This window comes from Thermus igniterrae ATCC 700962, assembly GCF_000376265.1.
Taxonomy (GTDB): Bacteria; Deinococcota; Deinococci; order Deinococcales; family Thermaceae; genus Thermus; species Thermus igniterrae.
In genome coordinates, this window is record NZ_AQWU01000074.1 from 68489 (window position 1) to 90843 (window position 22355).

Genomic DNA, 22355 nt, shown 5'->3' on the forward strand with positions numbered 1-22355 from the left:
TTGCCTTTTGCCCCCTGAGGCCTTAGCCTCTAGCTAAGGCCCGCTAGGGCCCCAAAGCCAGGTCCCGTTGCCCTGGTGCCTGGGCGCGTAGTCCAGGCTTAAAGTGGGGAAGTCCGGTGCAAGTCCGGCGCTGTCCCGCAACGGTAACCGGTCAAGCCACAAGCCTCGCTTCGCAGACCGGAAGCCCGAATACCTGCCAGGGCCGCCCGCCTTGCCCCATGGGCGGGCACCTCACGCGGATGGGGGGAGCGATGGGGGCCAAAAAGCCTTTTGCGCCCCTGCCGTTCTCCGGCAGGGGCGTTCCCTACCTCCCCCGGGCCTGGCCCTAGCGGCCTTAGGGAGGTAGGCATGCGGAAGATCCTGGCATTCCTTGCGGTTCTTTGGGCGCTGGCCTTGGCCTTTCCCCTCACCCTCACCGACGACCTGGGGCGCACGGTCACGGTCAAAGCTCCTCCCAAGCGCATCGTCACCATGCTCCCCTCGGTGACGGAGACCGTGTGCGCCCTGGGGGCCTGCGACCGGCTGGTGGCCACCGACGACTACTCCGACTGGCCCGAGGCGGTGAAGCGCCTGCCCAAGGCCGGGGGGCTTTACAACCCCAACCCCGAGCTCATCGTCTCCCTGAAGCCCGACCTGGTGCTGGTGTCCAAGTACGGCCGCCTTTATGAAACCCTGGAGCGGGCGGGGCTTACCGTGTACGCCGTGCGCACCGAGACCTACGAGGACATCTTCCGCACCACCCGCATCCTGGGCCGGCTTTTGGGCTTGGAGGCCCAGGCGGAGCGCCTGGTGGCCCAGATCCAGAAGGAGGTCTACCAGGAGGAGGCCCGGGGGGCCAAGGCCCCGAGCCGCCCCCGGGTGTACTACGAGATTGACCCCACCCCCTACACCGTGGGCCCGGAGAGCTTCATCGGGGTCCTCATCCAGAAGGCCCGGGGGGTGAACATCGTGCCCAGGGAGCTGGGCCTCTTCCCCAAGATCGCCCCGGAGTTTGTGGTGGAGAAGAACCCCGAGGTGATCGTGGCCACCTACCCGGGGGCCTTGGAGGCCATCCGCGCCCGCCCCGGCTGGACCCGGGTGCGGGCGGTGCAGGCGGGGCGCATCTGCGTCTACACCGGCGGCCAGGATAGCCTCCTCTCCCGTCCCGGCCCCCGGGTGGCCCAGGGGCTGAGGCTTCTGGTGGACTGCTTCCACGGGCGTTAGGCCATGACCCGGGCCCTGCCCCTGGCCCTTAGGCGGAGCCTGGTCTTCCTCTGGCTCCTCCTCCTTCTCCTCCTGGCCCTGGTCCTGGGGGTGGCCCTGGGGGCGGTGCCCGTTCCTCCCCTGGAGGTGGCCCAGGCCCTTCTGGGCCTGAAGGAGGACCCCATCGTCACCGAGATGCGCCTGCCCCGGGTCCTGGGGGGGATGCTGGTGGGGGCGGCTTTGGGGGTGGCGGGGGCCGCCTTCCAGGGCCTTTTCCGCAATCCCCTGGCCGACCCCTACCTCATGGGCTCGGCCGCGGGGGCAGCTTTCGGCGTAACCCTACTGGCGGTCCTCCTGGGGGGGCTTTCCCCGGCTTTTGCCCAGCATGCGGTCTTCCAGGGCCTTCCCCTTTCTGCCACCTTCTTCGGCTTCCTGGGGGCTCTTTTGGCCACCCTCCTCACCCTGGTCCTGGCGGGAGGGGTGGCGCGGACGGGGGAGCTGGTCCTGGCGGGGGTGGTGGTGGGGAGCGTCCTCACCGGCCTCACCACCTACCTCATGCTCCAGGATGCCGACCGGGTGCGGGCAGTTTTCGCCTACACCCTGGGCAACCTGGCCTTTTTGGGCTGGCCCTCCGTGCGCGTCCTGGGCTTCTTCCTCCTCCTTGCCCTACCCCCTCTCCTCCTCCTGGGGCGGGTGCTCAACGCCCTGCAGCTGGGGGAGGAGGTGGCCCAAAGCCTGGGCCTTCCCCTCACGGCCCTTAAGTTCCTCCTCCTGGCTGCCGCCAGCCTCCTCACCGCCGCCGCCGTGGCCCAGGCGGGGATCATCGGCTTCGTGGGGCTCATCACCCCCCACACCCTACGGCGGCTTCTGGGGGAGGATTACCGCCTCCTCCTGCCTGCCAGCGCCCTCGGCGGGGCGGTGCTCCTGGTCCTGGCCGACCTCTTGGCCCGCACCCTCACCCGGCCGGCGGAGCTCCCTGTGGGGGTGGTGACCACCCTCCTGGGGGGGCCCTTCTTCCTCTACCTCATGTGGAGGCGCCGTGGGCGGGCTTGAGGCCAGGGGAGTGGTGGGGCCCCACGCCCTTTTGGGGGTAGACCTCCGGCTTGCCCCTGGGGAATGGGTAGCCCTCCTGGGGCCCAACGGCTCAGGTAAAAGCACCCTGCTCCGGGTGCTGGCGGGTCTTTTGCGGCCTAGGGCGGGAGGGGTCTACCTGGAGGAGAAGCCCCTTGCGGCCTACGGGAGCTACCGCCGGGGCCAGCTCCTGGCCTATCTGCCCCAGGGCGGGCCCTACCCCGAGGGACTTCTGGTGGAGGAGGTGGTGCGCTTGGGGCGGCTTCCCCACCTGGGTCTCTGGGGGCGGGAGGGGCCGGAGGACAAGGAGGCGGTGGCCTGGGCCCTGGAGGTCACCGGGACCGCTCCTTTCCGCCACCGTCTCCTGGGCACCCTCTCCGGGGGCGAAAGGCAAAGGGTCCTCCTGGCCCGGGCCCTGGCGGCCAGGCCCCGCTACCTCCTCCTGGACGAACCCACCACCTACCTGGACCTGGAGCACCAGCTGGAGGTGGTGGCCCTCCTCCAGGGCCTGGCCCGGCTGGGGGTGGGGGTGCTGGCCGTGCTCCACGACCCCAACCAGGCGGCCCTGGCCCACCGGGTGGCGGTGCTCAAGGGGGGGAGGCTTTTGGCCGAAGGTTCCCCGGAGGCCGTGCTCACCGAGCCTTTCCTGAGGGGCCTCTACGGTCCCCGGGTGCGGGTGGCCCTCCTGGAGGGGAGGCCCCATGTCTACCTGGACGGATAGGGCCAGGCTCTACATCCGCGGCCGCGCCTTCCTCCTGGACCTGGGGGAGGAGGTGCCCTTTTACACGGAAAGCGGCCCAAAGCGCGCCCGCTACCTCCTGGTGGGCCGGCTTTCGCCCCCTGAACGCCTGCGCCTGGGCCTGCCCCGGGAGGGGGTCCTCCACTACCCCCTGGCCGTGGACCCCCTGGCCTTTGAGTGGGAGGGGGAGACCCTGGCCCTGCCCGGTCTCCGGGTCTACCTGGGGGGGCCACCCGCCTTTGTGGAGACCCCCTACTACGCCTGGCGGCTTCCCGACTTGACGTTCCCGGGGGAGTAGGGGTAGCGTGGCCTTACCGACCGTTCGGTCGCAAGGGGGTAAGGCATGCGGCTCAAGGACAAGGTGGTGCTCATCACGGGAGCGGCCCACGGGATCGGGCGGGCCACCCTGGAGCTCTTTGCCCGGGAGGGGGCGCAGCTTGTGGCCTGCGACCTGGAGGAAGGCCCCTTGGGGGAGGCGGCGGCGGCCACGGGGGCCCTGCCGGTAGCCATGGACGTGGCCGACCCCGCCTCGGTGGCCGAGGGCTTCCGGCGGGCCCTGGAGGCCTTCGGCCGCCTGGACGGGGTGGTGCACTACGCGGGCATCACCCGGGACAACTTCCACTGGAAGATGCCCCTGGAGGACTGGGAGGCGGTGCTGCGGGTGAACCTCACGGGGAGCTTCCTGGTGGCCAGGGCGGCCTCGGAGGCCATGCGGGAGCGGAACCCGGGGTCCATCGTGCTGACCAGTTCCCGGGTGTACCTGGGGAACCTGGGGCAGGCCAACTACGTGGCCTCCAAGGCGGGGGTGGTGGGGCTCACCCGCACCCTGGCCCTGGAGCTGGGGCGCTTTGGCATCCGGGTGAACGCCCTGGCCCCGGGGTTCATTGAGACGCGGATGACGGCCAAGGTGCCGGAGAAGGTGCGGGAGAAGGCCATCGCCGCCACGCCTTTAGGCCGGGCGGGGCAGCCTCTGGAGGTGGCCTACGCGGCCCTCTTCCTGGTCTCGGACGAGTCCAGCTTCATCACCGGGCAGGTGCTCTTCGTGGACGGGGGACGGACCATCGGGGCTGCCCCCGCCTAGCCAGGGCCATGGGCTTTTCCCGTCTGGATGCCTACTTAAGGGGCCTGGTGGAGGAGGGCCTTCTGCCCGGTTTCGTGGCCCTGGTGGCCCGGGAAGGGGAGGTGGCCTACCTGGGGGTGGGGGGGTACCTGGACCCGGGGCAGGGCACCCCCATGCGGGAGGACGCCCTCTTCCGCATCTACTCCATGACCAAGCCCTGGGTGAGCGCCCTGGCCCTCACCTTCGTGGAGGAGGGGACCCTTTCCCTCCAGGACCCGGTGGAGAAGTACCTGCCCCAGTTTGCCCGCCTCCAGGTGGGGCGGGAGGTGGGGGAGGAGGTGGTGCTGGAGCCCCTGCGGGCACCCCTCACCGTTTACGAGCTTTTGCGGCACACCGCGGGCTTCACCTACGGGGTCTTCTTCCGCTCCCCGGTGAAGCGCCTTTACCTGGAAGCCGGGGTGGACCGCTTTGACCTCTCCCGGGAGGCCTTTTTGGAGCGGCTTGCTGTCCTTCCCCTCCGCTTCCAACCCGGGGAGGCCTTTGAGTACGGGCTGGCCACGGATGTGCTTGGGCATTTGCTGGAGGCCCTTGCCGGAAAGAGCTTGGAAGCCCTTTTGCGGGAGCGGGTCTTTGCCCCCCTGGGCCTGCAGGACTCGGGTTTTTCCGCCAACGACCCCTCCCGTCTGGCCCAGCCTTTTCCCCGGGATAAGGAGACGGGTCGGAGCCTGCGCCTCATCCCCGTGGAGGCCGAGCCCCCGCGGTATGCTGGGGGGCTTGGCGGGGTGAGCACGGCGGGGGACTACCTGCGGTTCCTCGAGGCCCTGCGCACGGGCCGGGGCCTCCTCCATCCCCGCCTGGCCCGCCTCATGACCCAGGACCACCTGGGCCCCCTCTACCTCGAGGCCCCGAGGCGGGGCCCGGAGTACCTGCCAGGCCCCGGCTACGGCTTCGGCCTGGGGGTGGCGGTGCGTTTGGGGGAAGCGGGCCTGGCCCCGGGGAGCCCGGGGGACTGGTACTGGTGGGGGTTTGGCGGGACCTTCTTCTTTGTGGACCCCGCCTTGGGCCTCTCCGCGCTCCTCCTCACCCAGGCTCCCAACCTCCTCTCGGTCCTGGAGCCGGAAAAGGCCCTCCATTCCCGCCTGGGGCAGCGCCTTCACCTGGTCTTCCGTACCCTGGTCTACGGGGCCCTCTAGAGGGCGGCCTCCACCCGCTCCAGGGCCTGGTTGGCCATAGTGCCCGTGGGGAGGAAGAGGGCTGCCTCCACCCCCAGCACCTCCGCCGCCAGAGCCTGGAGGCGGTTCACCGTGGGGTCTTCCCCGTAGACATCGTCCCCCACCTCGGCCTCCGCCATGGCCTTGCGCATGGCCGGGGTGGGCCGGGTGAGGGTGTCGCTCCTGAGGTCTATGGGCTCCATGCCCTTCAGGCTAAGGCCTCCACCCCCACTGCCCGGGCCAGCTCCAGGGGCAGAAGCAGCACCTCGCCCCCGAGTTCCACCCGGATTCCTCCCTCCCTGTCCAGCACCCGGAGGGCCTGCCCGGGGACCAGCCCCAGCCGGGCCAGGAGGTTCAAGGTGCCCCGGTCCTGGGCCAGGGCCCGCACCACCCGTGCGGCCCCCAGGGGGGCTTCGGCCAGGGGAATGCCTGGGGCTTGGGGAAGAGCCAGCTCCTTGCTGGGGATGGGGTCCCCGTGGGGGTCAAAGGGTGGGTGGCCCAGGACTTCGGCGATGCGCTCCTCCAGGGCCTCGCTGATCACGTGCTCCAGCCTCTCCGCCTCCTGGTGCACCTCCTCCCAGCCGTAGCCCAGGGCCTGGTGCAGGTAGGCCTCCAGGAGCCGGTGATGCCTTAACACCTCCAGGGCCACCCGTTGCCCCGCCTCCGTGAGGCGGGCCCCCCGGTAGGGGGTGTGTTCCACCAGGCCCAGCTGGGCCAGCTTCTTCAGCATCTCCGTCACCGAGGGGGGGCGGACCCCTAGCCGGCGGGCAAGGGCCTGGGTGGGGACTGGCCCCTGGCCCTCGGCCTCCAAGAGGAAAAGGTGCTTCAGGTAGTCCTCCTGGGCTTCGGACAGGGGAGGGCGGGCCATCCCCCTAAAGGTAGCACGGAGGGCTAGAGGGGGTAGGCGAAGCCCACCAGGGTCTTGGGGCCCAGCCGGCCCCGAAGGTCCTCCCCCGGGGCGACCACGCGGCCCCGTTCCAACCTCAGGCTGGCCTGGAGCCTTTCGGGAAGCTCCTTGCGCCAGGTTTGGGGCACATCCCCCATGGCCAGGTGGACCCGCACCCGCCTGCCGGGGTACTGCCCGCCCCAGAGGCCCGCCAGGACCCCTGGCAGACGCCCTTCCGGCACGGGGAGGGGCGGGAGGCGTAGGGCCTCCCCCTCCAGGGCGAAGAGGGCCCAGAACCCCAAGCCCAGCACCATACCCCCGGCGGGGGGGAGCCAGCCCAAAGCCCGTAGGTGCTCGGGGCTGGCGGAGGCCAGGTAAAGCCGTCCTTCCCGCTCCGTGCGCTCCAGCTCCTGGAGGAGGGCAGGGACGTCCAGGCTTTTGGCTAGCTCCCCCGCCCGTTCCGCCAGGGCCTCGAGGCCCGGCCCAAACAGGGGGGTGGGGTAGAGGAGGAGGCGCCTTGGGTTTTCCCTGACCAGGTGCTCTGCCAGAGGGGTGTGGGTTCCCAGGGGGGGTTTGGAAAGGATGAGGAGCACTTGGTCGTAAAGGGTGAGGAGGCTCTTCACCGCCGCCTCCAGTCCCTCCTTAAGCGGGTCCCAGAGGTAGACCCCCGGTACCTCCCGCTCCCTCCCATACCGCTCGGTGAGCACCGCCAGTTCCATACGGAGCCCAGCATAGTTCTGTGGAACGGGTACATATGTCCTAGCCTAGAGGAGGGCCTGGCTCCAGGGGGGCGGCCCCAGGCCCAGGAGGCGCTTGAGGCCTAAGGCCGCCTCCACCCCTTGGGTGCCGTAGTTGTTGTTGAAGATGACAAACACCCTCTCTGCCCGCTCCGCCAGGGTGCGGGTGGCCGCGGCCAGGTCCTCTAGCTCCTCCTCGGAGTAGCGCCAGTTGAAGCGCTCATAGGGTTTGGCGTGGGGGTCTTTCCAGGTTTCCGCGTTCCTGCCGTGGCACCGCAGGACGGCCACGGGGTGGGTGGGCTCCAGCACCCTGGGGGGGGCCTCGGGGTGGGGCGGGGCGTCCACGCTCACGTGGATCAGGCCGAGCCGTTCCAGTTCCTTCTTGACGAAGCCCCAGGCCACGTACCACTTGGGGTTGCGGAACTCCACCGCCACCAGGTAGCCCCGGGTGCGCTCGGCCAGATGCTCCAGGTACTGGAAGCTTCGGGGCTTAGGCTCGGTCCAGGGGGGAAGGCCAAAATGGAGGTAGCCCAGCTTTCTCGCCGCCTTGAGGGGGGCGATGGCGGCGAAGAAGCGCTTCCAGGCTTCCTCCACCACCTCCTGGGGCACCTCCCGCTGGGCCAGGTGCCCCTCCTGGCGGGGCAGGAGGGCGCGGAGGTCCTTGGGAAGGGCCTGGGCCTCGAGGCCGTGCCCGGTGAAGGCGGAGTAGGCCTTCACGTGGAAGAGGAAGCCCTGGGGGGTCCTCTCCACCCACTTGGCCACCACCCCTTCCCGGGGCAGGGCGTAGAAGGTGCTGTCCACCTCCACGGTGTCAAAGTGCTGGGCGTAGTAGCGCAGGCGCCTTTCTGGGTGGCTCCTCACCTCTGGGGGGTACCAGCCGGAGGCCAGGAGGGTCTCGTCCGTCCAGCTGGCGGTGCCCACGCGGATTTCCGCCACGCCTCTATGGTGGCAGGGCGGGGCGGGGCTGGCAAGGGCGGGTATCCTAGGGGCATGGAGGCCTGGCCGCGGCCCCGGGTGGTGGTGAGCGCCTGCTTGGGCTTCGCCGCGGTGCGCTACTCGGGGGAGCTCATCCCCGACCGGGTGGTGGGGGTGCTGAGGGAGTTTGTGGACTTCCTCCCCGTCTGTCCCGAGGTGGAGATGGGCCTGGGGGTGCCCAGGCCCACGGTGCGCCTGGTCCGGGGGGAAGGGGGGGTGCGCATGGTACAGCCCCAGACCGGCGAGGACCTCACCCAGGCCATGGAGGCCTTCAGCCGGGGGTTTCTGGCCGGGCTTCCCCCCGTGGAGGGGTTTATCCTCAAGAACCGCTCCCCCTCCTGCGCCCTAAAAGACGCCCGGGTCTATGCCCACGCCCAGGGGGGCGGGACGGTGGGGCGGGGCCCAGGCCTCTTCGCCCAGGCGGTGGAAAGGGCCTTCCCCCTCCTCCCCAAGGAGGACGAGGGAAGGCTTACCAGCGCCCGCGTGCGCGCCCACTTCTTCACCCGCATCTTCGGCCTGGCCCGGCTGAGGCAGGTGGAGGACCTCCCGGGCCTCCAGGCCTTCCACGCCCGCTACAAGCTCCTCCTCATGGCCTACCACCAGAGCGAGGCCCGGGCCCTGGGCCGGCTCCTGGCCGAATCCAGGGGCAGGCCCCTGGAGGAGGTGAGGCGGGCCTACGAGGAGGGGTTCCTCCGGGCTACCCGGCTCCCCTTCCGCCTGGGGGCCATGGCCGATGCCTTCCTGCACGCCTTTGGCTACTTCAAGAAGGGGCTTTCCCCTAGGGAGAAGGCCCACTTTCTGGAGCTTCTTTCCGCCTTCCGGGAGGAACGCCTTCCCCTCGAGGCCCCCCTCGCCCTCCTCCAGTCCTGGGCCCTGCGCTTCGGGGAGGGCTACCTGGAGGCCCAGGCCCTCTTCGCCCCTTACCCCAGGGCCCTCATGGACCTCAAGACCTCCTAGATGGGGTAAACCCTTCCCCGGGCCTCTTTAGGCGTGCAGGCCCCCACGGCAAAAAGGGCCACCCTGAGCTCCTCCAGGTAGTCGCGTAGGAAGGCCTCCACCCTTTGGGGGCCTTCCAGGGCAGGCCGCAGGAGGGGCCGGGCCATGGCCACCAGGTCGGCCCCCAGCGCCAGGGCCTTGGCGGCCTCCGTGCCGGTATAGACCCCCCCCGAGGCGATGAGGGGCAGGTGGGGGAGCACCGCCCGCACCTCCTGGATGGCCTCCGCCGTGGGGATGCCGATCTCGCAGAGCTCCGGGTGGCGCACTTCCCCGAAGCGCACCCACTCCTCCACCCGGGCCCAGCTGGTCCCTCCGGCCCCGGCCACGTCCACTGCCGCCAGGGGCAGGTCCTTCAGGGCCAAGGCCGCCTCCCGCCCCAGGCCGTGCCCCACCTCCTTCACCAGCACGGGGAAGGGAAGGGGGAGGAGTTCCTCCAGCCTCCTGAGGAGGCCCCGGAAGTCCGTGTCCCCCTTCTGCACCGCCTCCTGCAGGGGGTTTACGTGGAAGGCCAGGGCGTCGGCCTCCAGGAGTTCCACCAGCCGGATGAGGTCCTGGCGCCCGTAGCGGCGAAGCTGGGCCAGGCCCAGGTTGGCGATGAGGAGGACCCTGGGGGCCACCTTGCGCACCTGGAAGCTCTTTAGGGTCTCGGGCCGCTCCAGCACGATCCGCCCCGAGCCCAGCATCATCCCCACCCCCAGGGCCTCCGCCGCCTCGGCCAGGGCCAGGTTGATCGCTTCTCCCCTCTCCTCCCCCCCGGTCATGGCCCCGATGAGGAAGGGGGCCTTCAGGGTCTTGCCCAGGAAGGGGGTGGTGAGGTCCACCTCCGAAAGGGCAAGCCCCGCCAGGGCCTGGTAGCGCAGGCGGTAGCGCTCCAGCCCCGTGGTGGTGCGCTGGTAGGCCACCTCCCCCTGGAGGCAGGCCTCCAGGTGCTTGCGCTTCCTTTCCAGGGTGCTCAAGCCCTGGCCTCCTCCAGGGCCCGGGGGAGGCGTTCCAGGCCCAGGTCGTGGGCGATGAGGCGGGCCGTCATCTTGGCGGACATCATCACGCTGGGCAGGCCTGCCCCCGGCTGGTAGCTCTGGCCCACCAGATAAAGGCCCTTCACGTCCTCCGAGCGGTTGTGGGGCCGGAAGCTGGCCGTCTGCCAGAGGACGGGCTCGGGGCCAAAGGCGTTGCCCAGGTGGCTGTTGAGGGTCCACTGGAAGTAGTCGGGGGTGATGAAGTGGGCGTAGACCAGCCGGTCCATGAGCCCGGGCAGGTACCCGGCCTCGTCCAGGTAGCCGAGGGCCTTCTCCAGGTACCTGGGCCCAAGCTCCCGCCAGTCCAGGCCGCTCCCGTTGTGGGGCACGGGCACCAGGGTGTAGGCCGCGTGGTGCCCCGGAGGGGCCAGGGAGGGGTCGGTGAGGGTGGGGAGGTGCAGGTAGTGGGCGAAATCTTCCGGAAGGACCTTTTTCTGGAATATGTCCTGGAGGAGGCCCTCGTAGCGCTCCGAGAGGAGGACGTTGTGGTGCCTCAGCCTTTCCCCTTCGTCCCCCCGGGCGCGGAAGCCGAAGTAGGCCACGAAGAGGCTCATGGAAAGCCGGGTGCGCTTAAGCCGCCAGTCCCCGTGCCAGCGGCGGTCCTCAGGGGAAAGGAGCTCGCCGTAGGTGTGCACGTAGTCGGCGTTGGAGACCACCAGGTCGGCGTCCAGGCGTTCCCCGCTTTCCAGGACCACCCCCACTGCCCGTCCCTTCTGGGTGAGGATGCGGCGCACGGGGGCCTGGTAGCGGATCTCCCCCCCAAGCTCCCTCAGTTTGCGCACCAGCCCCGCCACCAGGGCCCCGGTTCCCCCCATGGCGAAGTGGACGCCCCAGTTGCGCTCCACGAAGTGGATCATGGTGTAGATGGCGGGGACCGAGAGGGGATTGCCCCCGATGAGGAGGCTTTCAAAGGAGAAGACCCGCCGCATCTTGGGGTTTTGGAAGTACTTTTTCACGAAGGAGAAGAGGGGCCGCACCGCATCCAGGCGCAGGAGGTCCGGGGCCACCCGCAGGAGGTCGCCCAGGCTTCCGAAGTGGGTGAAGCCCAGCTCCAAAAAGCCCCGCTGGAAGATGGCCTTGGCGTCCCGCTCGAAGCGCAGGTAGCCCTCGAGGTCCTCGGGGGCCAGGCGGCGGATCTCCGCCAGGAGGTGCTCCCGGTCGTCGTTGTAGTCAAAGTGGGTGCCGTCGGGGAAGTGGATGCGGTAGAAGGGGTCCAGGGGGACCAGCTTCACGTACCTTTCCGTGTGCCGAAGCCCCTCTTCCTGGGGAAAGTCGGGGTAGAGCCTGGGGTCCCCGGGCCGGGTGGCGAAGAGGTCCTCCAGGAAGGCCGGGACGGTGATCACCGTGGGCCCCATGTCAAAGGTGAAGCCCTCGGCCCGGTGCACCCGGGCCCGTCCCCCGGGGCCGTCCAGCTTTTCCAGGACCAGGACCTCCAGGCCCATGGCCGCCAGGCGGATGGCCGCGGAAAGCCCACCCACCCCACTGCCAATGACGATGGCGCGCATGGGAGAAGTTTACCGGGCTTGGGTCCTTTGCAAGTTGAGCGTGGCCCACACACGGGCCTAGAGCACCCGGCCCTTCCAGCGCTTGCCGGGCAAAAGGGCCCGCAGGTAGACGGGCAAGAGGAGAAGGGGGGCCAGGGGGGTGAGGAGGGCGGGCCACGCAGGACCCCCCAGGGCCACCTGCACCAGGAGGCGCTCCCCCAGGCCCAAAAGCCCCAGCTCCGGCCGGCCAAAGGCCCAGGGCAGGGTGTAGAGGGCCAGGTGGTAGAAGGCGGAGCCCAGGAGGACGGCAGGGTTTTTCAGGTGGATTTCCAGGAAGTTTTTGCCGAACCCGGCCACGGCCTCGGGGTAGCTGGGGTACATCCGCACCCGGAAGAGGCGGGTGCCCAGGACCAGGCGGTAGCCTGGGACCTTCCGGGCCAGGGCCACGTCCTCCAGGATCTCCTCCCGCACCGCCCGGTGCCCCCCTAGGCGGAAGTAGGCCTCCCGGGAAAAGGCCAGCACCTGGCCGTTGGCCACCCGCAGGGCTTCCAGAAGGGGATGGGGCAGGAAGGAGAAGAGTCCCCCCATGACGAAGGGCACCACCCCGGCCGTGCCCAGGTCCTTGCCCGGCTCTTGCCGCGGGAGGGCGGAGACCAGTTCCTTTCCCTCCAAGGCCGCCAGCAATCCCCCCAGGGCCCCCTCCTGCCAGTACACGTCGGCGTCGGTGAAGACCAGGACCTCCCCTTTGGCCTCCTGGGCCAGCTGCCAGCAGGCCCAGTTCTTCCCCCTCCAGCCCGGGGGGAGGGGGCGGCCCCGGAGGAGGCGGAAGCCCGGGTGCCCCCCGGCCACGGCCTCGGCCACCTGGGCGGTGCCGTCCTGGGAGCCGTCGTCCAGGACCAGGACCTCCAGGGCCCCCTGGCGGAGGAGGGAGGGAAGGGTGCGCCTTAGGTTTTCCGCCTCGTTGCGGGCGGGCACCAGGATGGAGACCCTGGCCCCAGGGGGGGTGGGGGCGGGCAGGAGCTGGGGGAAGCGGAGAAGGTTGTAGAGGAGGGTGAACCACCGCAGGAGGAGGAAGAGGAGGACGCCGAAGAAGAAGTCCCCGGTCATACCCGCCTCAGGGCTTCCACCAGAGGGCGCACCCGCTCCTCCAGGCTCCGCCGCCCCTTGAGGACCTCCCGGAACCCCTCGGGGACCTCCCGGGGGTGGGTCTGGGCCAGGAGGGCGTCCAGCCGGGCCAGAAGCCCTCCCAGGGCCTCCCCTAGGTCCTCCCCGGGGGACAGGGGCCTTCCTGCCCAGAGGAAGGCCTCGGGGTGTTCAAACCCCCTCAGGACCACCCGGCAGGCCACGGGGAGGAGGGGGACCCTTGCCCGCTCGGCCAGCCACCTCGCCCCGGGGCGCAGGGGGCCCAAGGGGCCTGGGTAGCGCATCTCCCCCTCGGGAAACACCGCCACCCACTCCCCCCGTCCAAGCCGCCTCAGGGCCTCCCGTACCCGGGGGGCCTCGAGGGCCCCCGCCAGGGCCAGCACGGGAAAGGCCTTCAGGTTCTCCTCCGCCACCAGGAGGCTCACGGGCTTTCCCCGGAGTTTGCCTAAGAACCACACCAGGTGGCCGTCGTAAAACCCGTGGTGGTTCATGGCCAGCACCAGGGGTCCCGGGGGGACCTCTCCCCGCAGGTAAACCCCCCGCAGGCTTCCTTTGAGGCTCAGGAGGAGGAGGCCCTCCACAAAAAACCTGAGGAGGCGGGCGGCGGGGCGCTCAGGGGAAAGCCTCATCGCAGGCGCCTCAGGGCCTCGGGATGCCAGGCCAGGAGCAGTCCCTGGACCACCGCCAGGTTGGTGAAGAGGAAGAACACCATCTCCTCCAGAGGTAGTCCCAGCACCCCATAGCCCAGGGTGTACTCCGGGGCAATCCACCAGATGCCCTCCCGGGTGATGGCCCAGAAGTCCGCGGCCCAAAGGTAGAGGGTGGGGAGGCTCACCCCCAGGAGGAAAGGCCCCCGCCAGGCCCAAAGGAGGTCGCCGCCGAAGGCCCACTGCAGGACGAAGACCGGGGCGAAGTAGGCCAGGATGAGGCCCAGGTAGAGGTAAGGCCCCCCCAGGGCCAGGAGCATCACCCCCAGGGCGGCCAGGAGGAGCCACACCCCTCCCCCCACCACCCGGGCCAGGCCGGGTCCCGGGGCCGGGGGCCTATGGGCCAGGCGCAGGAGGAAGGCCCCGGTGAGGAGGGGTTGCAGGAGGAAGAAGAGGTACTCCTCCAGGGGCACATAGCCCAGGCGGAGGAGGACCCGGCCCTCGGGGTAGCCCCAGACCCCCTTCCACACCAGGTAGTTGTCCCAGGGGGTGGTGTAGAGGAGGGCGATGAGGGGCATCAGGAGGTAGGCCCAGAGCCTGGGGGGCCTGGGCCTGGCCCAGAGGAGGAGGAGGAAGAGGGGGGGCAGGAGGAAGACCAGGTGGAACTCCAGGTAGGTCATGCGGCCTCCAGTGGGGCCCAAAGGCCCCCCTCGGGCCTGAGGGTGACCCCGGCGTGCACCTTGGGCTCGGGGAGGGGAGAGAGGCGGAAGCGCCGGAAGAAGGCCTGAAGCACGATGGGCCCCTCCAAGAGGGCGAAGTCCCGCCCCAGGCAGAGCCTTTTCCCCAGGCCGAAGGGGAAGTAGCGCCCTGACGGGGTTCCCCTCTCCTCCAGGAAGCGCTCGGGCCGGAAGGCCTCCCCCTCGGGGAAGTGGAGCCGCTGGGTCACGTAGGGGGAGAGGACCACCGTGGCCCCCCGGGGGACCCGGTCTCCCCCCAGGTCCAGGGGGGTCTCGGCCCTGCGGGTGAGGATCCAGGCCGGGGGGTAGAGCCTGAGGGCCTCCTGGAAGGCGGCCAAGGCGTGGGGGAAGCTTTGGGCCACCAACCCCTGCCAGTCCGGCCTGCGGGAGAGGAGGAAGAGGCTCCAGGTGAGGGCGCTGGCCACGGTCTCGTGCCCGGCCACCAGCAGGGTCTTGGCCTCGGCCATGGCCCTTGGCCGGGGCAGGGCGGAGAGGGGGGGGACCTGGAGGAGGGCCTCGGCCTCCTTCTCCAGGGCCCCCTTGTCCTTCTGGAAGCGCCACTCCCCCAGGAGGTCCAGCCGGGCCAGGGGGTTTTGCGTGCGGGCGATGATCCTTTCCAAGGCGGAAAGGGCCCGCTCGGCCAGGGCCTCGGGGAGGGGACGCTGCCAAAGGGCCTGCCCCAGGAGCCTGAGGGACAGGTGGAGCATCTCCTTGTCCAGGTCCCGCCGCTCCCCCTCCTTCCAGGCCCCGAAGAAGGCCCTGGCCTCCTCCTCCCAGGCCTTCCGGTACCCCGCCACCGCCCGGGGAAGGAAGGGGTCCTTGAGGGCCCGGCGCGCCCTCTTCCAGCCTTCCCCCCAGTCGGTGAGGAGGCCCCGCCCCGTGAGGCGGGAGAGCTCCCGGTACTGGAAGGTGGCCTTGTTCTCCTCCCCCAGGAGGACCCGCTCCACCCCCTCGGGGTCAAAGACCAGGAAGAGGGGCATCCCGGGTACGGGCAGGCGGAGGCGGGCATGGCCCTTCCCCCAGGCCAAGAGCACCTCCAGGGGGGCTTCCCGCAGGCGTCTGAGCTGGGGGAGAGCGGCTTTCAGGTCCAGGGTGGCCGTCATGGTTCCAGGATACCCCCCAGGGCTTCCAGGGCGAAGGGCCCTGTGGGCCAGGCTACCCTCGCACGAGGCCCTGGGCCAGGGCCAGGTAGCGCCGCCTGCTCTGCTCCAGGTCCACCACGGGGTCCTGGGGCTCGTAGGAGGCGTATTTCGGGGCCCAGCGCCGAAGCCATCTCCCCTCGGGGTCGTGGCGCCTGCCCTGTTCCACCAGGTTGAAGACCCGGAAGTAGGGGGCGGCGTCCACCCCAAGCCCTCCCGCCCACTGCCACCCCTGAAGGTTCTGGGGGGTGTCCCCGTCCAGGAGGAGGGCCTTGAAGGCGGCCTCGGCCCGCCTCCAGGGCAGGAGGAGGTACTTCACGGCGAACTGGGCCACGGCCATGCGCCCCCGGTTGGAGAGAAAGCCCGTCTGCCAGAGCTCCCGCATGGCGGCGTCCACCAGGGGCACCCCGGTTTTGCCGTAAAGCCAGGCCTGGAAAAGGGCCTCGTCCTGGTTCCAGGGCAGGGCCTCAAAGCGGCCGTCCAGGGCCCTTTCCCGCATCCAGGGAAAGTGGTAGAGGAGGTGGTAGGAGAAGTCCCGCCAGAGGAGCTCGGCCACCCACTTCCTCGCCCCCTCTCCCCCCCGCTTCAGGGCCTCCCAGGCGGCCTCCCGGGGGGAGAGGACCCCCAGGGTGAAGTAGGGGGAGAGCCTCGAGCCCCCCTCCCCATCCAGCCGGTCCCGCCTCTTTGCGTAGTGGGTAAGCCCTTCTTCCAGGAAGGCGAAAAGCCGGGCCCGGGCCGCCTTCTCCCCGGGTTCGGGCAGGGGCACCTCGGAGGCCTCCTGGGGAATCTCCCCCTCCTCCTCGGCCCGGGGCAGGCCCTCGGGGGGCGGGAGGGGGGGCTCGGCCCCCTGGAAGTGGCGGCTGAAGGGGGTGTAGACCCGGTAGGCCCGGGGGAGGTCGGGGGGAATCAGGTGAGGGGCAGGGAGAAGATGGAGGGGAACGGGCAGGGCCTCCCGCACCCGCTCGTCCCGGTAGCGGCCGTAGGGGGTGTAGCTCCTCAGGGCGAAGACCGCCCTGGCCCTAAGCCGCCTGGCCGCCTCGGGCACCCGCTCCCAGGGGGGGCCGGCCAGGACCCAAAGGGCCCCGCCCAGGGCCCGGTAGGCTGTGCGCAGGGCCCGCACGTTTTCCAAAAACCAGGCCCGCCGCCTGGGGCTGGTCTCCAGGTTGGCGGAGTCCAGGACCACCAGGCCCACCACGGGCCCCCTCTGCAGGGCTTCCAGCAGGGCGGGATGGTCGGAAAGGCGCAGGTCGGCGCGGTGCCAGACCAGGTACATGGGGCCAGGCTAGGGGCCCGGCGCCGGGGTTTCCGTGGCCTGGAACCCGGTTCGTGCCATCCAGAGGGCCTGGGGGAGGAGCTTGAGCCGCTCCCAGGCCTTGAGGTGGGCGCGCTTGCCCAGGTTGTCGTAGCCGGAAAGCCGTAGCTTGTCCAGGATGCCCTGGTACTGCAGGGCGGCCAGGGCGATGGCTCCCCGCCCCACCTTGAGGCCGGAAAGGCCGGAAAGCCCCTCGCGATAGAGGGTTCGCGCCTTGGCCTCGAGGTGGGCCATGAGGGCCCGGTACCCCGGGGTGAGGCGGCCCTCCTGGAGGTCGGCCAGGGAGATGGCGAAGCGCTCCAAAAGCTCCCGGGGCAGGTAGAGCCGGTCCCTTTCCAGGTCCTCCCCCACGTCCCGGAGGATGTTGGTGAGTTGCATGGCCTGGCCCAGGCGCACGGCCTTCTCCTCCACCTCGGGGCCTCCGCCGGCGATGGGGGCGATCATCCGGCCCACGGTGCCCGCCACCCGGTAGCAGTACTCCATGAGCTCGGCCTCGCTTTGCAGGCGCACAGGGCCCAGGTCGGTGAGGAACCCCTCCCGCATGTCCCAAAAGGCCTCCTGGGGGATGGGCCAGCGGGCTAGAGCCCAGGCCAGGCCCTTCTCCCAGGCCTCCAGGGGCCGGCCGCGGTAGGCCCGCTCCACCCCCTGCCACCAGGCCCGAAGGGCCTCCGGGCCCCCGGCGGGACCGTCCACCGCTTCGTCCCCCAAGCGGCAGGCGGCGTAGACGGCCCAGGCCCCCTTGCGCTCCTCCTTGGGGAAGAGAAGGCTCCCCAGGTAAAAGGTGGTGGAATAGCGGCGGATGATCCCTGCCAGGGCTTTCCAGTCGGGTTCCATATACTTTCTACGTTCATCCTAACACGGTTTGGGGACTTTTGTCCCGCCTACACTTCCCCAGGTTGTACAAGAACTTGACAATAGTTGTTCAGTCGGCTACCCTGGAGGCATGACCCGGCCTGGGGTGTACACCATCGCGGAGGTGGAGGCCATGACCGGCCTTTCCGCCGAGGTGCTGCGGCAGTGGGAGCGGCGCTACGGCTTCCCGCGCCCGGAGCGCACCCCAGGGGGCCACCGCCTCTACCGGGAGGAGGAGGTGGAGGCCCTTAAGCTCATCCGGCGCTGGCTGGAGGAAGGGGCCACTCCCCAGGCGGCCATCCGGCGCTACCTGGCCCAGGAGGCCCGCCCCGAGGGGCTGGCCCAGGCCCTCAAGGAGGCCCTGTTGCGGGCTGACCTCTCCCAGGCGGAGGCCCTTTTCCGCCAGGGGGTCCGCCTCTTGGGGCCGGAGGGGACCACCCAGACCCTGGTGGCCCGGGTCCTGCGGGAGATCGGCGAGGCCTGGCACCGGGGGGAGGTGAGCGTGGCCCAGGAGCACCTGGCCACCCAGTTCCTCAGGGCCCGCCTCCACGAGCTTCTGGACCTGGCGGGCTACCCCAGGAGCCAGGCGGTCCTGGTCACCACGCCCCCAGGGGAGCGGCACGAACTTGGGGCCATGCTGGCGGCCTACGTGCTCCGACGCCGGGGCTTTGCCGCCATGTACCTGGGCCCCGACACCCCGCTTCAGGACCTGCGGACCATGGTCCACCAGGTGGGGGCCAAGGGGGTGGTGCTCTCCGCCCTCCTTTCCGAGTGCCTCCAGGCCCTGCCCACAGGGGCCTTCAAGGACCTGGCCCCCCTGGTGGTCCTGGGGGGACCGGGGGCCTCCCGGGAGGAGGCGGAGCGCTTAGGAGCGGTGTACGCAGAGAGCCTGGAGGAACTGCCTAGGCTGCTGGAGATGGGGCAAAAGGGGGAAGCATGAAGCGGATTGCACGTAAGGAAGTGGTCTATCTGGCCGGGGATCGGGCGGACACCCTGTACCGCCTCGAGGAGGGCCTGGTGCGCATTGTGGAGCTTTTGCCCGACGGGCGCACCCTCACCCTGCGCCACGTGCTCCCGGGGGACTTCTTCGGGGAGGAGGCCCTGGAGGGCAAGCGCTACCGCTACGCCGCCGAGGCCCTCACCGACGGGGTGGTGCGGGGGTATGACCCCAAGGCCATGTCCCACGAGGAGCTCCACCAGGTGGCCCGCAACCTGGCGCGGCAGATGCGCCGGGTGCAGGCCTACGAGACCCACCTGCAGACCGGGGAGCTCCGGGCCCGCATCGCCCGCTACCTCCTCTTCCTGGCGGATACCCCCGCCTCCTTCCGGGACGCCCAGGGCCTCTACGTGACCGCCTCCCACGAGGAGATTGCCGACGCCACCGCCTCCACCCGGGAGTCGGTCTCCAAGATCCTCTCCGACCTCCGCCAGGAGGGCCTCATCGCCACCGCCTACCGCAAGGTCTACCTCCTGGACCTCTCGGCCCTGGAGCGGGAGGCCCAGGGCGTCTTGGAAGCCGCCTGATGCGGGTCTTCGTGGTAGGGGGCACGGGCTTCGTGGGCCAGGCCCTGGTGCGCCGCCTCCTCCAGGGGGGGCACACCCCCCTGGTTCTGGCCCGCACCCCCCGGGACCTGCCCGCGGGGGCCGTTTTCGTGGAGGGGGACATCACCCGGGAGGTGCCGGACCTTGCTGGGGTGGAGGCCGCCATCTACCTGGCGGGCATCATCCGCGAACGGGGCCAGACCTTCCGGGCGGTGCACGTGGAGGGGGTGAAAAACCTCCTCCAGGGCATGCGCCGAGCCGGGGTGGAGCGCCTCCTCCACATGTCCGCCCTGGGGGTGGGGAAGGGCACGGGAAGCCGCTACCACGAGACCAAGGCGGAGGGGGAGGCCCTGGTGCGGGAAAGCGGCCTGGCCTGGACCATCTTCCGCCCCAGCCTCATCTTCGGCCCGGGGGATGAGTTCTTTGGCCAGGTCCTCAAGGGGCTGGTCTGCGCCCCCCTGCCCTTTGTCCCCCTCATCGGGGACGGGAGCTTTCCCTTCCGCCCGGTCTATGTGGGGGACGTGGCCGAGGCCTTTGCCGGCGCCCTGGAGCGGGGTCTTCGGGGCACCTTTGACCTGGTGGGGCCCAAGGAGTACACCTTCCGCCAGCTCCTGGAGGTGGTCATGGCGGTCCTGGGCCGAAGGAAGCCCTTCCTGCCCCTGCCCCTTTGGCTCATGGACCGCCTGGTGCCCCTCCTTTCCCCCCTGCCCTTTGCCCCCATCACCCTGGACCAGTACCGCATGCTCAAGGCCGGGAACACCGCCCCCTTCCCCGAGGCCTTAAAGGACCTCCTCCCGGCCCCCAGGGCCCTGGAGGAGGTCCTGCCCGGCTACCTCAGGTGCTAGGGGCGTGCCTCTGCCCTGCCCCCTCGTTCTCCAGCCGGCAGGCGGGGCGGAGGCGCACCCCCAGGGCCGTGCCCAGGAGGGCGAAGACCCCCCAGAGGGGCCCGTGAAGGCTGAAGGAGGCGGTGCCCCCCAGGTAGGCCCCGATGTTGCACCCCCCCGAAAGCCGGGCCCCGTAGCCCATGAGCACCCCGCCCAGGAAGACCCCCAGGTGGGTGGTCCAGGGGATCTGCCGCAGGTCCTTGAGCCGGAAGGCCCCGCCCAGGGCCGCCCCCAGGAAGGCCCCCAGGAAGAGGCCGAAGTTGGTGACGCTGGTGGCGTCCTGGAGGACGCTTTGCTGGAGGCGCTCAGCGAAGGCGGGGTTGTGGAAGAAGGCCCAGTCCAGCACGGGAACCCCCAGGGCCTGGGCCAGCTTGCCCCCCCAGAGGGCGAAGGCCGCGGTCACCCCCCAGGGCCGGCCCAGGAGGAGGAGGATGGCCAGGCTTCCCAGGGCCAGCACCACCGCGCCCCCCGCCAGGCTCCAGGGGCCCAGGAGGGGGTGGGTGGCCTCGCACCGGAAGAGGGGCTCGAGGCTCCCCCGGCGCCGCCTTTCCACCCAGGAGACCCCCAGGTAGAGCCCTCCCAGAAGCCCGAGCCAGAGGCAAAGCCCCAGGTAGGGGGAGGGAAACCAGGTGAGGGCGCTTCCCGGGGCCACCGCGGGGAGGCCCTGCCAGAAGGGCAGGTGGTAGACCCCGAGGAGGGAGCCCACCATGAAGCCCAAAAGGACCAGGACCCCGCGGGTGTCCCCGCTACCCGTGTGGTAGAGGGTGCCCGAGGCGCACCCGTCCCCCAGTTGCATGCCGACCCCGAAGAGGAAGGCCCCCACCGCCAGGGCCACCCCCAGGGGCACCACGAAGCCCTGGACCGCCTGGCCGAAGGCCTCCCCCTGGACCAGGAAGGGGAAGAAGAGGAGGGCGGTGAGGGCAAAGAGGAGGAAGTGGGCCCTGAGAAGGCGGCTTTCCCCGGTGAGGAGGAAGCGGCGGAAGCCGGAGGCGAAGCCGAACTTGGCGTGGAAGAGGGCTAAGCCCAGGAGGACCGCCACCCAGAAGGCCAAAACGAGCCGGGTTCCCGAAGCCAGATGGACGGCATAGGAAAGCCCCGAGGCCAGGAGGGCGAAGAGGAGGAGGGGCAGGGGTTGGGGGCGCGCTGTCCGCTCCATGCCCCTTATGGTACCCATGAGCCTATAAAAGTCAAGGGTATAAGCCGGGGTGCAACAAAAGGGACCCTGGGCAAACCCAGGGTCCCAGAAAGCTGCCTCCTAGAAGGTGAAGTCCTCCAGGTACCAGCGCTCGGTCTTCTTATGCTCCTCCTTGGGGTCCATTTTCTCCGCGTGGGCCAGCATCACAATCAGCTTGCGCCCGGGGGTGATGTCCACGTCCGTGGGCTCGCCGGTCTTGAGCTTCCGGGAAAACTCCACCGTCCACTTTTCCCCCTCATAGGTGGCGGCGGCGGAGAGGAGGGAGTTCTTGCCCCCTTCCTTGTCGTCCGTCACCGGGGCCCCGGTGCGCTTGGTCTGGTACATGTCCAGGGCCACCAGCTTGCCCCCTTCCATGTAGAAGAGGTACTGGTCGCCGCCCTTCTTTTTGTCGGTCTTCTCCGCCAGGAAGCCGATACCAATCCAACCCTTGCTCTCCCCCTCCAGGGCCAGGTAGAGGGTGTCCCCCACCACGCTCCAGTAGAGGGTGAAGCCGCTCTTCTCGTGCTTGAAGCTTTTGGCGTACTCCCCCGAGGCGATCTTGCCGTCCACCTTGGGGGCCTGGGCCAAGGCTGTACCTAGAACCAGAAGCAAAAACCAGAGCATCCCTTTCCGCATGGCCTACCTCCCTAGTCCCGTATGGTGATCCCCACGACAAAGGCCACGGCCCCCACATGGGTGTGGGCCAAGGCCGCCAGCACCGGCCGGCTTCCCTCAAAGGCCTCGAGGAAGCCCTTCAGGCTCCACAGGCTTACCTCCGCGTCCTGGGCGTTCCAGAGGAGGTGGAAATAGGCCCCGGCCACCCCGGTCACCACGCTCACCAGCATCCAGAGGAGGAAGGGGTAGCGCACCCACTTGCCCCGGTGGAAGAACATCAGCAGGGTGAGGGGGAAGCCCACCAGGGAGACGTAGAAGGGCAGGCGGCTCTGCCAGGCTTCCGTCCAGTGGTCCAGCACCCAGTGCTCCATACCGTAGAAGGCGAAGCCCACCATGGCGATCAGGAGAAAGGTGGCCCGCAGGAACTCAAGAAGCCGTTCCTCCTCGGTCTTGGCCTTGATCAGGGCCTCAATCATGCCGCACCTCCTACCTGGCCCGGTAGATGGCGAGAAGCCCCGTCACCCCCATGTGGGTGAAGGCCAGGGCCGCCAGCACCGGTCGGCTTCCCGCCATGGCCTCCATGGCCGCCTCAAACTCCCAGGCCACCTCCCCCTCAAAGTTCCAGAGGAGGTGGAAGTAGGCCCCCAGGACCCCGGTGAGCACGGAGGCCCACATGGTGAGGATGAAGGCCCAGCGCACCCAGGGGGTCTTCCGGTCAAAGAGGACCCAGAGGGTGAAGAGGAAGCCGGGAACGGCTACCAGGAAGGGGATCTTGCTCTGCCAGCTCTCCGTCCAGTGGTCCAGAAGGAGAAGCTCCACCGGGTACATCACCCAGCCCACCAGGCAGAGGAGGAGCATGACCAGCCGGATGAACTCCAGGGCCCACTGGCTCGGGTTTTGTGCGCTTCTAAAGGCGGGTATCACCTCTCACCTCCTTACCCCTGCTTGCACCA

24 protein-coding genes, 2 pseudogenes and 1 riboswitch are annotated in these 22355 nt (G+C 69.9%); of the genes and pseudogenes, 10 read left to right on the plus strand and 16 right to left on the minus strand.

From position 1 onward, the window contains the following. Positions 1 to 56: 56 nt before the first annotated feature. Positions 57 to 215, plus strand: a riboswitch (cobalamin riboswitch). 133 nt (positions 216 to 348) lie between these two features. The 6 genes and pseudogenes from B128_RS0111680 to B128_RS0111705 all read left to right on the plus strand — a co-directional run bounded on the left by B128_RS0111680 (position 349) and on the right by B128_RS0111705 (position 5245). Then, on the plus strand, positions 349 to 1203 hold the full coding sequence (locus B128_RS0111680; RefSeq protein WP_018112456.1) for an ABC transporter substrate-binding protein: 855 nt from the start codon (positions 349 to 351) through the stop codon (positions 1201 to 1203). 3 nt (positions 1204 to 1206) lie between these two features. Then, positions 1207 to 2235, plus strand: coding sequence for a FecCD family ABC transporter permease (locus tag B128_RS0111685; protein ID WP_018112457.1), 1029 nt, complete (start codon positions 1207 to 1209; stop codon positions 2233 to 2235). A gap of 31 nt (positions 2236 to 2266) precedes the next feature. Beyond that, positions 2267 to 2974, plus strand: a pseudogene (locus B128_RS0111690) (ABC transporter ATP-binding protein); the annotation flags it as partial. Next, positions 2955 to 3290 carry a hypothetical protein gene (locus B128_RS0111695; RefSeq protein ID WP_018112459.1) on the plus strand — a complete coding sequence of 112 codons (336 nt, stop codon included), beginning with the start codon at positions 2955 to 2957 and terminating at the stop codon, positions 3288 to 3290. The pseudogene B128_RS0111690 and the gene B128_RS0111695, both read left to right, overlap by 20 nt. Positions 3291 to 3335: 45 nt before the next feature. After that, positions 3336 to 4073 carry an SDR family oxidoreductase gene (locus tag B128_RS0111700; RefSeq protein ID WP_018112460.1) on the plus strand — a complete coding sequence of 246 codons (738 nt, stop codon included), beginning with the start codon at positions 3336 to 3338 and terminating at the stop codon, positions 4071 to 4073. Between the two features lie 8 nt (positions 4074 to 4081). Further along, positions 4082 to 5245, plus strand: coding sequence for a serine hydrolase domain-containing protein (locus B128_RS0111705; protein ID WP_018112461.1), 1164 nt, complete (start codon positions 4082 to 4084; stop codon positions 5243 to 5245). 26 nt (positions 5246 to 5271) lie between these two features. Here B128_RS0111705 and B128_RS0111710 read toward each other — a convergent pair. The 4 genes and pseudogenes from B128_RS0111710 to B128_RS0111725 all read right to left on the minus strand — a co-directional run. Beyond that, positions 5272 to 5466, minus strand: a pseudogene (locus B128_RS0111710) (beta-eliminating lyase-related protein); the annotation flags it as partial. Between the two features lie 5 nt (positions 5467 to 5471). Continuing rightward, the gene (gene mntR / locus B128_RS0111715) at positions 5472 to 6131 is read right to left on the minus strand and encodes a manganese-dependent transcriptional regulator MntR (protein ID WP_018112463.1); all 660 of its coding nucleotides are present in this window, start codon (positions 6129 to 6131) and stop codon (positions 5472 to 5474) included. Positions 6132 to 6154: 23 nt separating this feature from the next. Then, positions 6155 to 6868, minus strand: coding sequence for a hypothetical protein (locus tag B128_RS0111720; protein WP_018112464.1), 714 nt, complete (start codon positions 6866 to 6868; stop codon positions 6155 to 6157). A 45-nt stretch (positions 6869 to 6913) separates the two neighbouring features. Further along, on the minus strand, positions 6914 to 7822 hold the full coding sequence (locus B128_RS0111725; protein ID WP_018112465.1) for a DUF72 domain-containing protein: 909 nt from the start codon (positions 7820 to 7822) through the stop codon (positions 6914 to 6916). A gap of 54 nt (positions 7823 to 7876) precedes the next feature. Between B128_RS0111725 and B128_RS0111730 the strand changes: the two genes are divergently transcribed. Further along, complete coding sequence (locus B128_RS0111730; RefSeq protein WP_018112466.1) at positions 7877 to 8818, plus strand: YbgA family protein; 942 nt, start codon at positions 7877 to 7879, stop codon at positions 8816 to 8818. On the opposite strand, the gene fni is transcribed toward B128_RS0111730, so the two are convergent. From fni to B128_RS0111770, 8 genes are read right to left on the minus strand one after another with little or no spacing between them, the layout of a single operon-like run. Continuing rightward, the gene (gene fni, locus B128_RS0111735) at positions 8815 to 9813 is read right to left on the minus strand and encodes a type 2 isopentenyl-diphosphate Delta-isomerase (RefSeq protein ID WP_018112467.1); all 999 of its coding nucleotides are present in this window, start codon (positions 9811 to 9813) and stop codon (positions 8815 to 8817) included. The two genes, B128_RS0111730 and fni, sit on opposite strands and share 4 nt — an antisense overlap. After that, positions 9810 to 11378, minus strand: coding sequence for a phytoene desaturase family protein (gene crtI, locus B128_RS0111740; RefSeq protein ID WP_018112468.1), 1569 nt, complete (start codon positions 11376 to 11378; stop codon positions 9810 to 9812). Before crtI ends, fni begins: the two co-directional genes overlap by 4 nt. Before the next feature lie 57 nt (positions 11379 to 11435). Then, positions 11436 to 12464: a glycosyltransferase family 2 protein gene (locus B128_RS0111745; protein WP_018112469.1), complete on the minus strand. Its 1029-nt coding sequence runs from the start codon at positions 12462 to 12464 to the stop codon at positions 11436 to 11438. Further along, on the minus strand, positions 12461 to 13129 hold the full coding sequence (locus tag B128_RS0111750) for a 1-acyl-sn-glycerol-3-phosphate acyltransferase (RefSeq protein WP_018112470.1): 669 nt from the start codon (positions 13127 to 13129) through the stop codon (positions 12461 to 12463). Before B128_RS0111750 ends, B128_RS0111745 begins: the two co-directional genes overlap by 4 nt. After that, positions 13126 to 13827, minus strand: coding sequence for a lycopene cyclase domain-containing protein (locus B128_RS0111755; RefSeq protein WP_018112471.1), 702 nt, complete (start codon positions 13825 to 13827; stop codon positions 13126 to 13128). Before B128_RS0111755 ends, B128_RS0111750 begins: the two co-directional genes overlap by 4 nt. Then, positions 13824 to 14987 carry a cytochrome P450 gene (locus tag B128_RS0111760; RefSeq protein WP_018112472.1) on the minus strand — a complete coding sequence of 388 codons (1164 nt, stop codon included), beginning with the start codon at positions 14985 to 14987 and terminating at the stop codon, positions 13824 to 13826. Before B128_RS0111760 ends, B128_RS0111755 begins: the two co-directional genes overlap by 4 nt. Positions 14988 to 15039: 52 nt before the next feature. Continuing rightward, positions 15040 to 16296, minus strand: a complete 1257-nt coding sequence (gene phr / locus B128_RS0111765; RefSeq protein ID WP_018112473.1) for a deoxyribodipyrimidine photo-lyase — start codon at positions 16294 to 16296, stop codon at positions 15040 to 15042. A 9-nt stretch (positions 16297 to 16305) separates the two neighbouring features. Further along, the gene (locus B128_RS0111770) at positions 16306 to 17169 is read right to left on the minus strand and encodes a phytoene/squalene synthase family protein (RefSeq protein ID WP_018112474.1); all 864 of its coding nucleotides are present in this window, start codon (positions 17167 to 17169) and stop codon (positions 16306 to 16308) included. A gap of 109 nt (positions 17170 to 17278) precedes the next feature. Here B128_RS0111770 and carH point away from each other — a divergent pair, with 109 nt between their 5' ends. From carH to B128_RS0111785, 3 genes are read left to right on the plus strand one after another with little or no spacing between them, the layout of a single operon-like run. Beyond that, the gene (gene carH / locus B128_RS0111775) at positions 17279 to 18127 is read left to right on the plus strand and encodes an HTH-type transcriptional repressor CarH (RefSeq protein WP_018112475.1); all 849 of its coding nucleotides are present in this window, start codon (positions 17279 to 17281) and stop codon (positions 18125 to 18127) included. Beyond that, positions 18124 to 18711, plus strand: coding sequence for a transcriptional regulator LdrP (gene ldrP, locus B128_RS0111780; RefSeq protein WP_018112476.1), 588 nt, complete (start codon positions 18124 to 18126; stop codon positions 18709 to 18711). Before carH ends, ldrP begins: the two co-directional genes overlap by 4 nt. Then, positions 18711 to 19574: a complex I NDUFA9 subunit family protein gene (locus B128_RS0111785; RefSeq protein WP_018112477.1), complete on the plus strand. Its 864-nt coding sequence runs from the start codon at positions 18711 to 18713 to the stop codon at positions 19572 to 19574. The genes ldrP and B128_RS0111785 overlap by 1 nt, the downstream gene beginning before the upstream one ends. Here B128_RS0111785 and B128_RS0111790 read toward each other — a convergent pair. The 4 genes from B128_RS0111790 to B128_RS0111805 form a co-directional block, all read right to left on the minus strand. Next, the gene (locus B128_RS0111790) at positions 19564 to 20769 is read right to left on the minus strand and encodes a YeeE/YedE family protein (protein WP_018112478.1); all 1206 of its coding nucleotides are present in this window, start codon (positions 20767 to 20769) and stop codon (positions 19564 to 19566) included. The two genes, B128_RS0111785 and B128_RS0111790, sit on opposite strands and share 11 nt — an antisense overlap. A gap of 99 nt (positions 20770 to 20868) precedes the next feature. Further along, positions 20869 to 21423: a DOMON domain-containing protein gene (locus B128_RS0111795; RefSeq protein WP_026175230.1), complete on the minus strand. Its 555-nt coding sequence runs from the start codon at positions 21421 to 21423 to the stop codon at positions 20869 to 20871. A gap of 11 nt (positions 21424 to 21434) precedes the next feature. Then, complete coding sequence (locus tag B128_RS0111800; protein ID WP_018112480.1) at positions 21435 to 21878, minus strand: hypothetical protein; 444 nt, start codon at positions 21876 to 21878, stop codon at positions 21435 to 21437. A 10-nt stretch (positions 21879 to 21888) separates the two neighbouring features. Then, a complete protein-coding gene (locus B128_RS0111805; RefSeq protein ID WP_018112481.1) occupies positions 21889 to 22326 on the minus strand; it encodes a hypothetical protein in 438 nt (145 codons plus the stop codon). Positions 22327 to 22355 lie beyond the last annotated feature (29 nt).

Bases quoted from the DNA above. Each gene is read 5' to 3' on its own strand.
- B128_RS0111680 (WP_018112456.1), top strand. From the start codon at position 349: ATGCGGAAGATCCTGGCATTCCTTGCGGTTCTTTGGGCGCTGGCCTTG.
- B128_RS0111685 (WP_018112457.1), top strand. From the start codon at position 1,207: ATGACCCGGGCCCTGCCCCTGGCCCTTAGGCGGAGCCTGGTCTTCCTC.
- B128_RS0111695 (WP_018112459.1), top strand. From the start codon at position 2,955: ATGTCTACCTGGACGGATAGGGCCAGGCTCTACATCCGCGGCCGCGCC.
- B128_RS0111700 (WP_018112460.1), top strand. From the start codon at position 3,336: ATGCGGCTCAAGGACAAGGTGGTGCTCATCACGGGAGCGGCCCACGGG.
- B128_RS0111705 (WP_018112461.1), top strand. From the start codon at position 4,082: ATGGGCTTTTCCCGTCTGGATGCCTACTTAAGGGGCCTGGTGGAGGAG.
- mntR (WP_018112463.1), bottom strand. From the start codon at position 6,131: ATGGCCCGCCCTCCCCTGTCCGAAGCCCAGGAGGACTACCTGAAGCAC.
- B128_RS0111720 (WP_018112464.1), bottom strand. From the start codon at position 6,868: ATGGAACTGGCGGTGCTCACCGAGCGGTATGGGAGGGAGCGGGAGGTA.
- B128_RS0111730 (WP_018112466.1), top strand. From the start codon at position 7,877: ATGGAGGCCTGGCCGCGGCCCCGGGTGGTGGTGAGCGCCTGCTTGGGC.
- crtI (WP_018112468.1), bottom strand. From the start codon at position 11,378: ATGCGCGCCATCGTCATTGGCAGTGGGGTGGGTGGGCTTTCCGCGGCC.
- B128_RS0111745 (WP_018112469.1), bottom strand. From the start codon at position 12,464: ATGACCGGGGACTTCTTCTTCGGCGTCCTCCTCTTCCTCCTCCTGCGG.
- B128_RS0111750 (WP_018112470.1), bottom strand. From the start codon at position 13,129: ATGAGGCTTTCCCCTGAGCGCCCCGCCGCCCGCCTCCTCAGGTTTTTT.
- B128_RS0111755 (WP_018112471.1), bottom strand. From the start codon at position 13,827: ATGACCTACCTGGAGTTCCACCTGGTCTTCCTCCTGCCCCCCCTCTTC.
- B128_RS0111760 (WP_018112472.1), bottom strand. From the start codon at position 14,987: ATGACGGCCACCCTGGACCTGAAAGCCGCTCTCCCCCAGCTCAGACGC.
- phr (WP_018112473.1), bottom strand. From the start codon at position 16,296: ATGTACCTGGTCTGGCACCGCGCCGACCTGCGCCTTTCCGACCATCCC.
- B128_RS0111770 (WP_018112474.1), bottom strand. From the start codon at position 17,169: ATGGAACCCGACTGGAAAGCCCTGGCAGGGATCATCCGCCGCTATTCC.
- carH (WP_018112475.1), top strand. From the start codon at position 17,279: ATGACCCGGCCTGGGGTGTACACCATCGCGGAGGTGGAGGCCATGACC.
- ldrP (WP_018112476.1), top strand. From the start codon at position 18,124: ATGAAGCGGATTGCACGTAAGGAAGTGGTCTATCTGGCCGGGGATCGG.
- B128_RS0111785 (WP_018112477.1), top strand. From the start codon at position 18,711: ATGCGGGTCTTCGTGGTAGGGGGCACGGGCTTCGTGGGCCAGGCCCTG.
- B128_RS0111790 (WP_018112478.1), bottom strand. From the start codon at position 20,769: ATGGAGCGGACAGCGCGCCCCCAACCCCTGCCCCTCCTCCTCTTCGCC.
- B128_RS0111795 (WP_026175230.1), bottom strand. From the start codon at position 21,423: ATGCGGAAAGGGATGCTCTGGTTTTTGCTTCTGGTTCTAGGTACAGCC.
- B128_RS0111800 (WP_018112480.1), bottom strand. From the start codon at position 21,878: ATGATTGAGGCCCTGATCAAGGCCAAGACCGAGGAGGAACGGCTTCTT.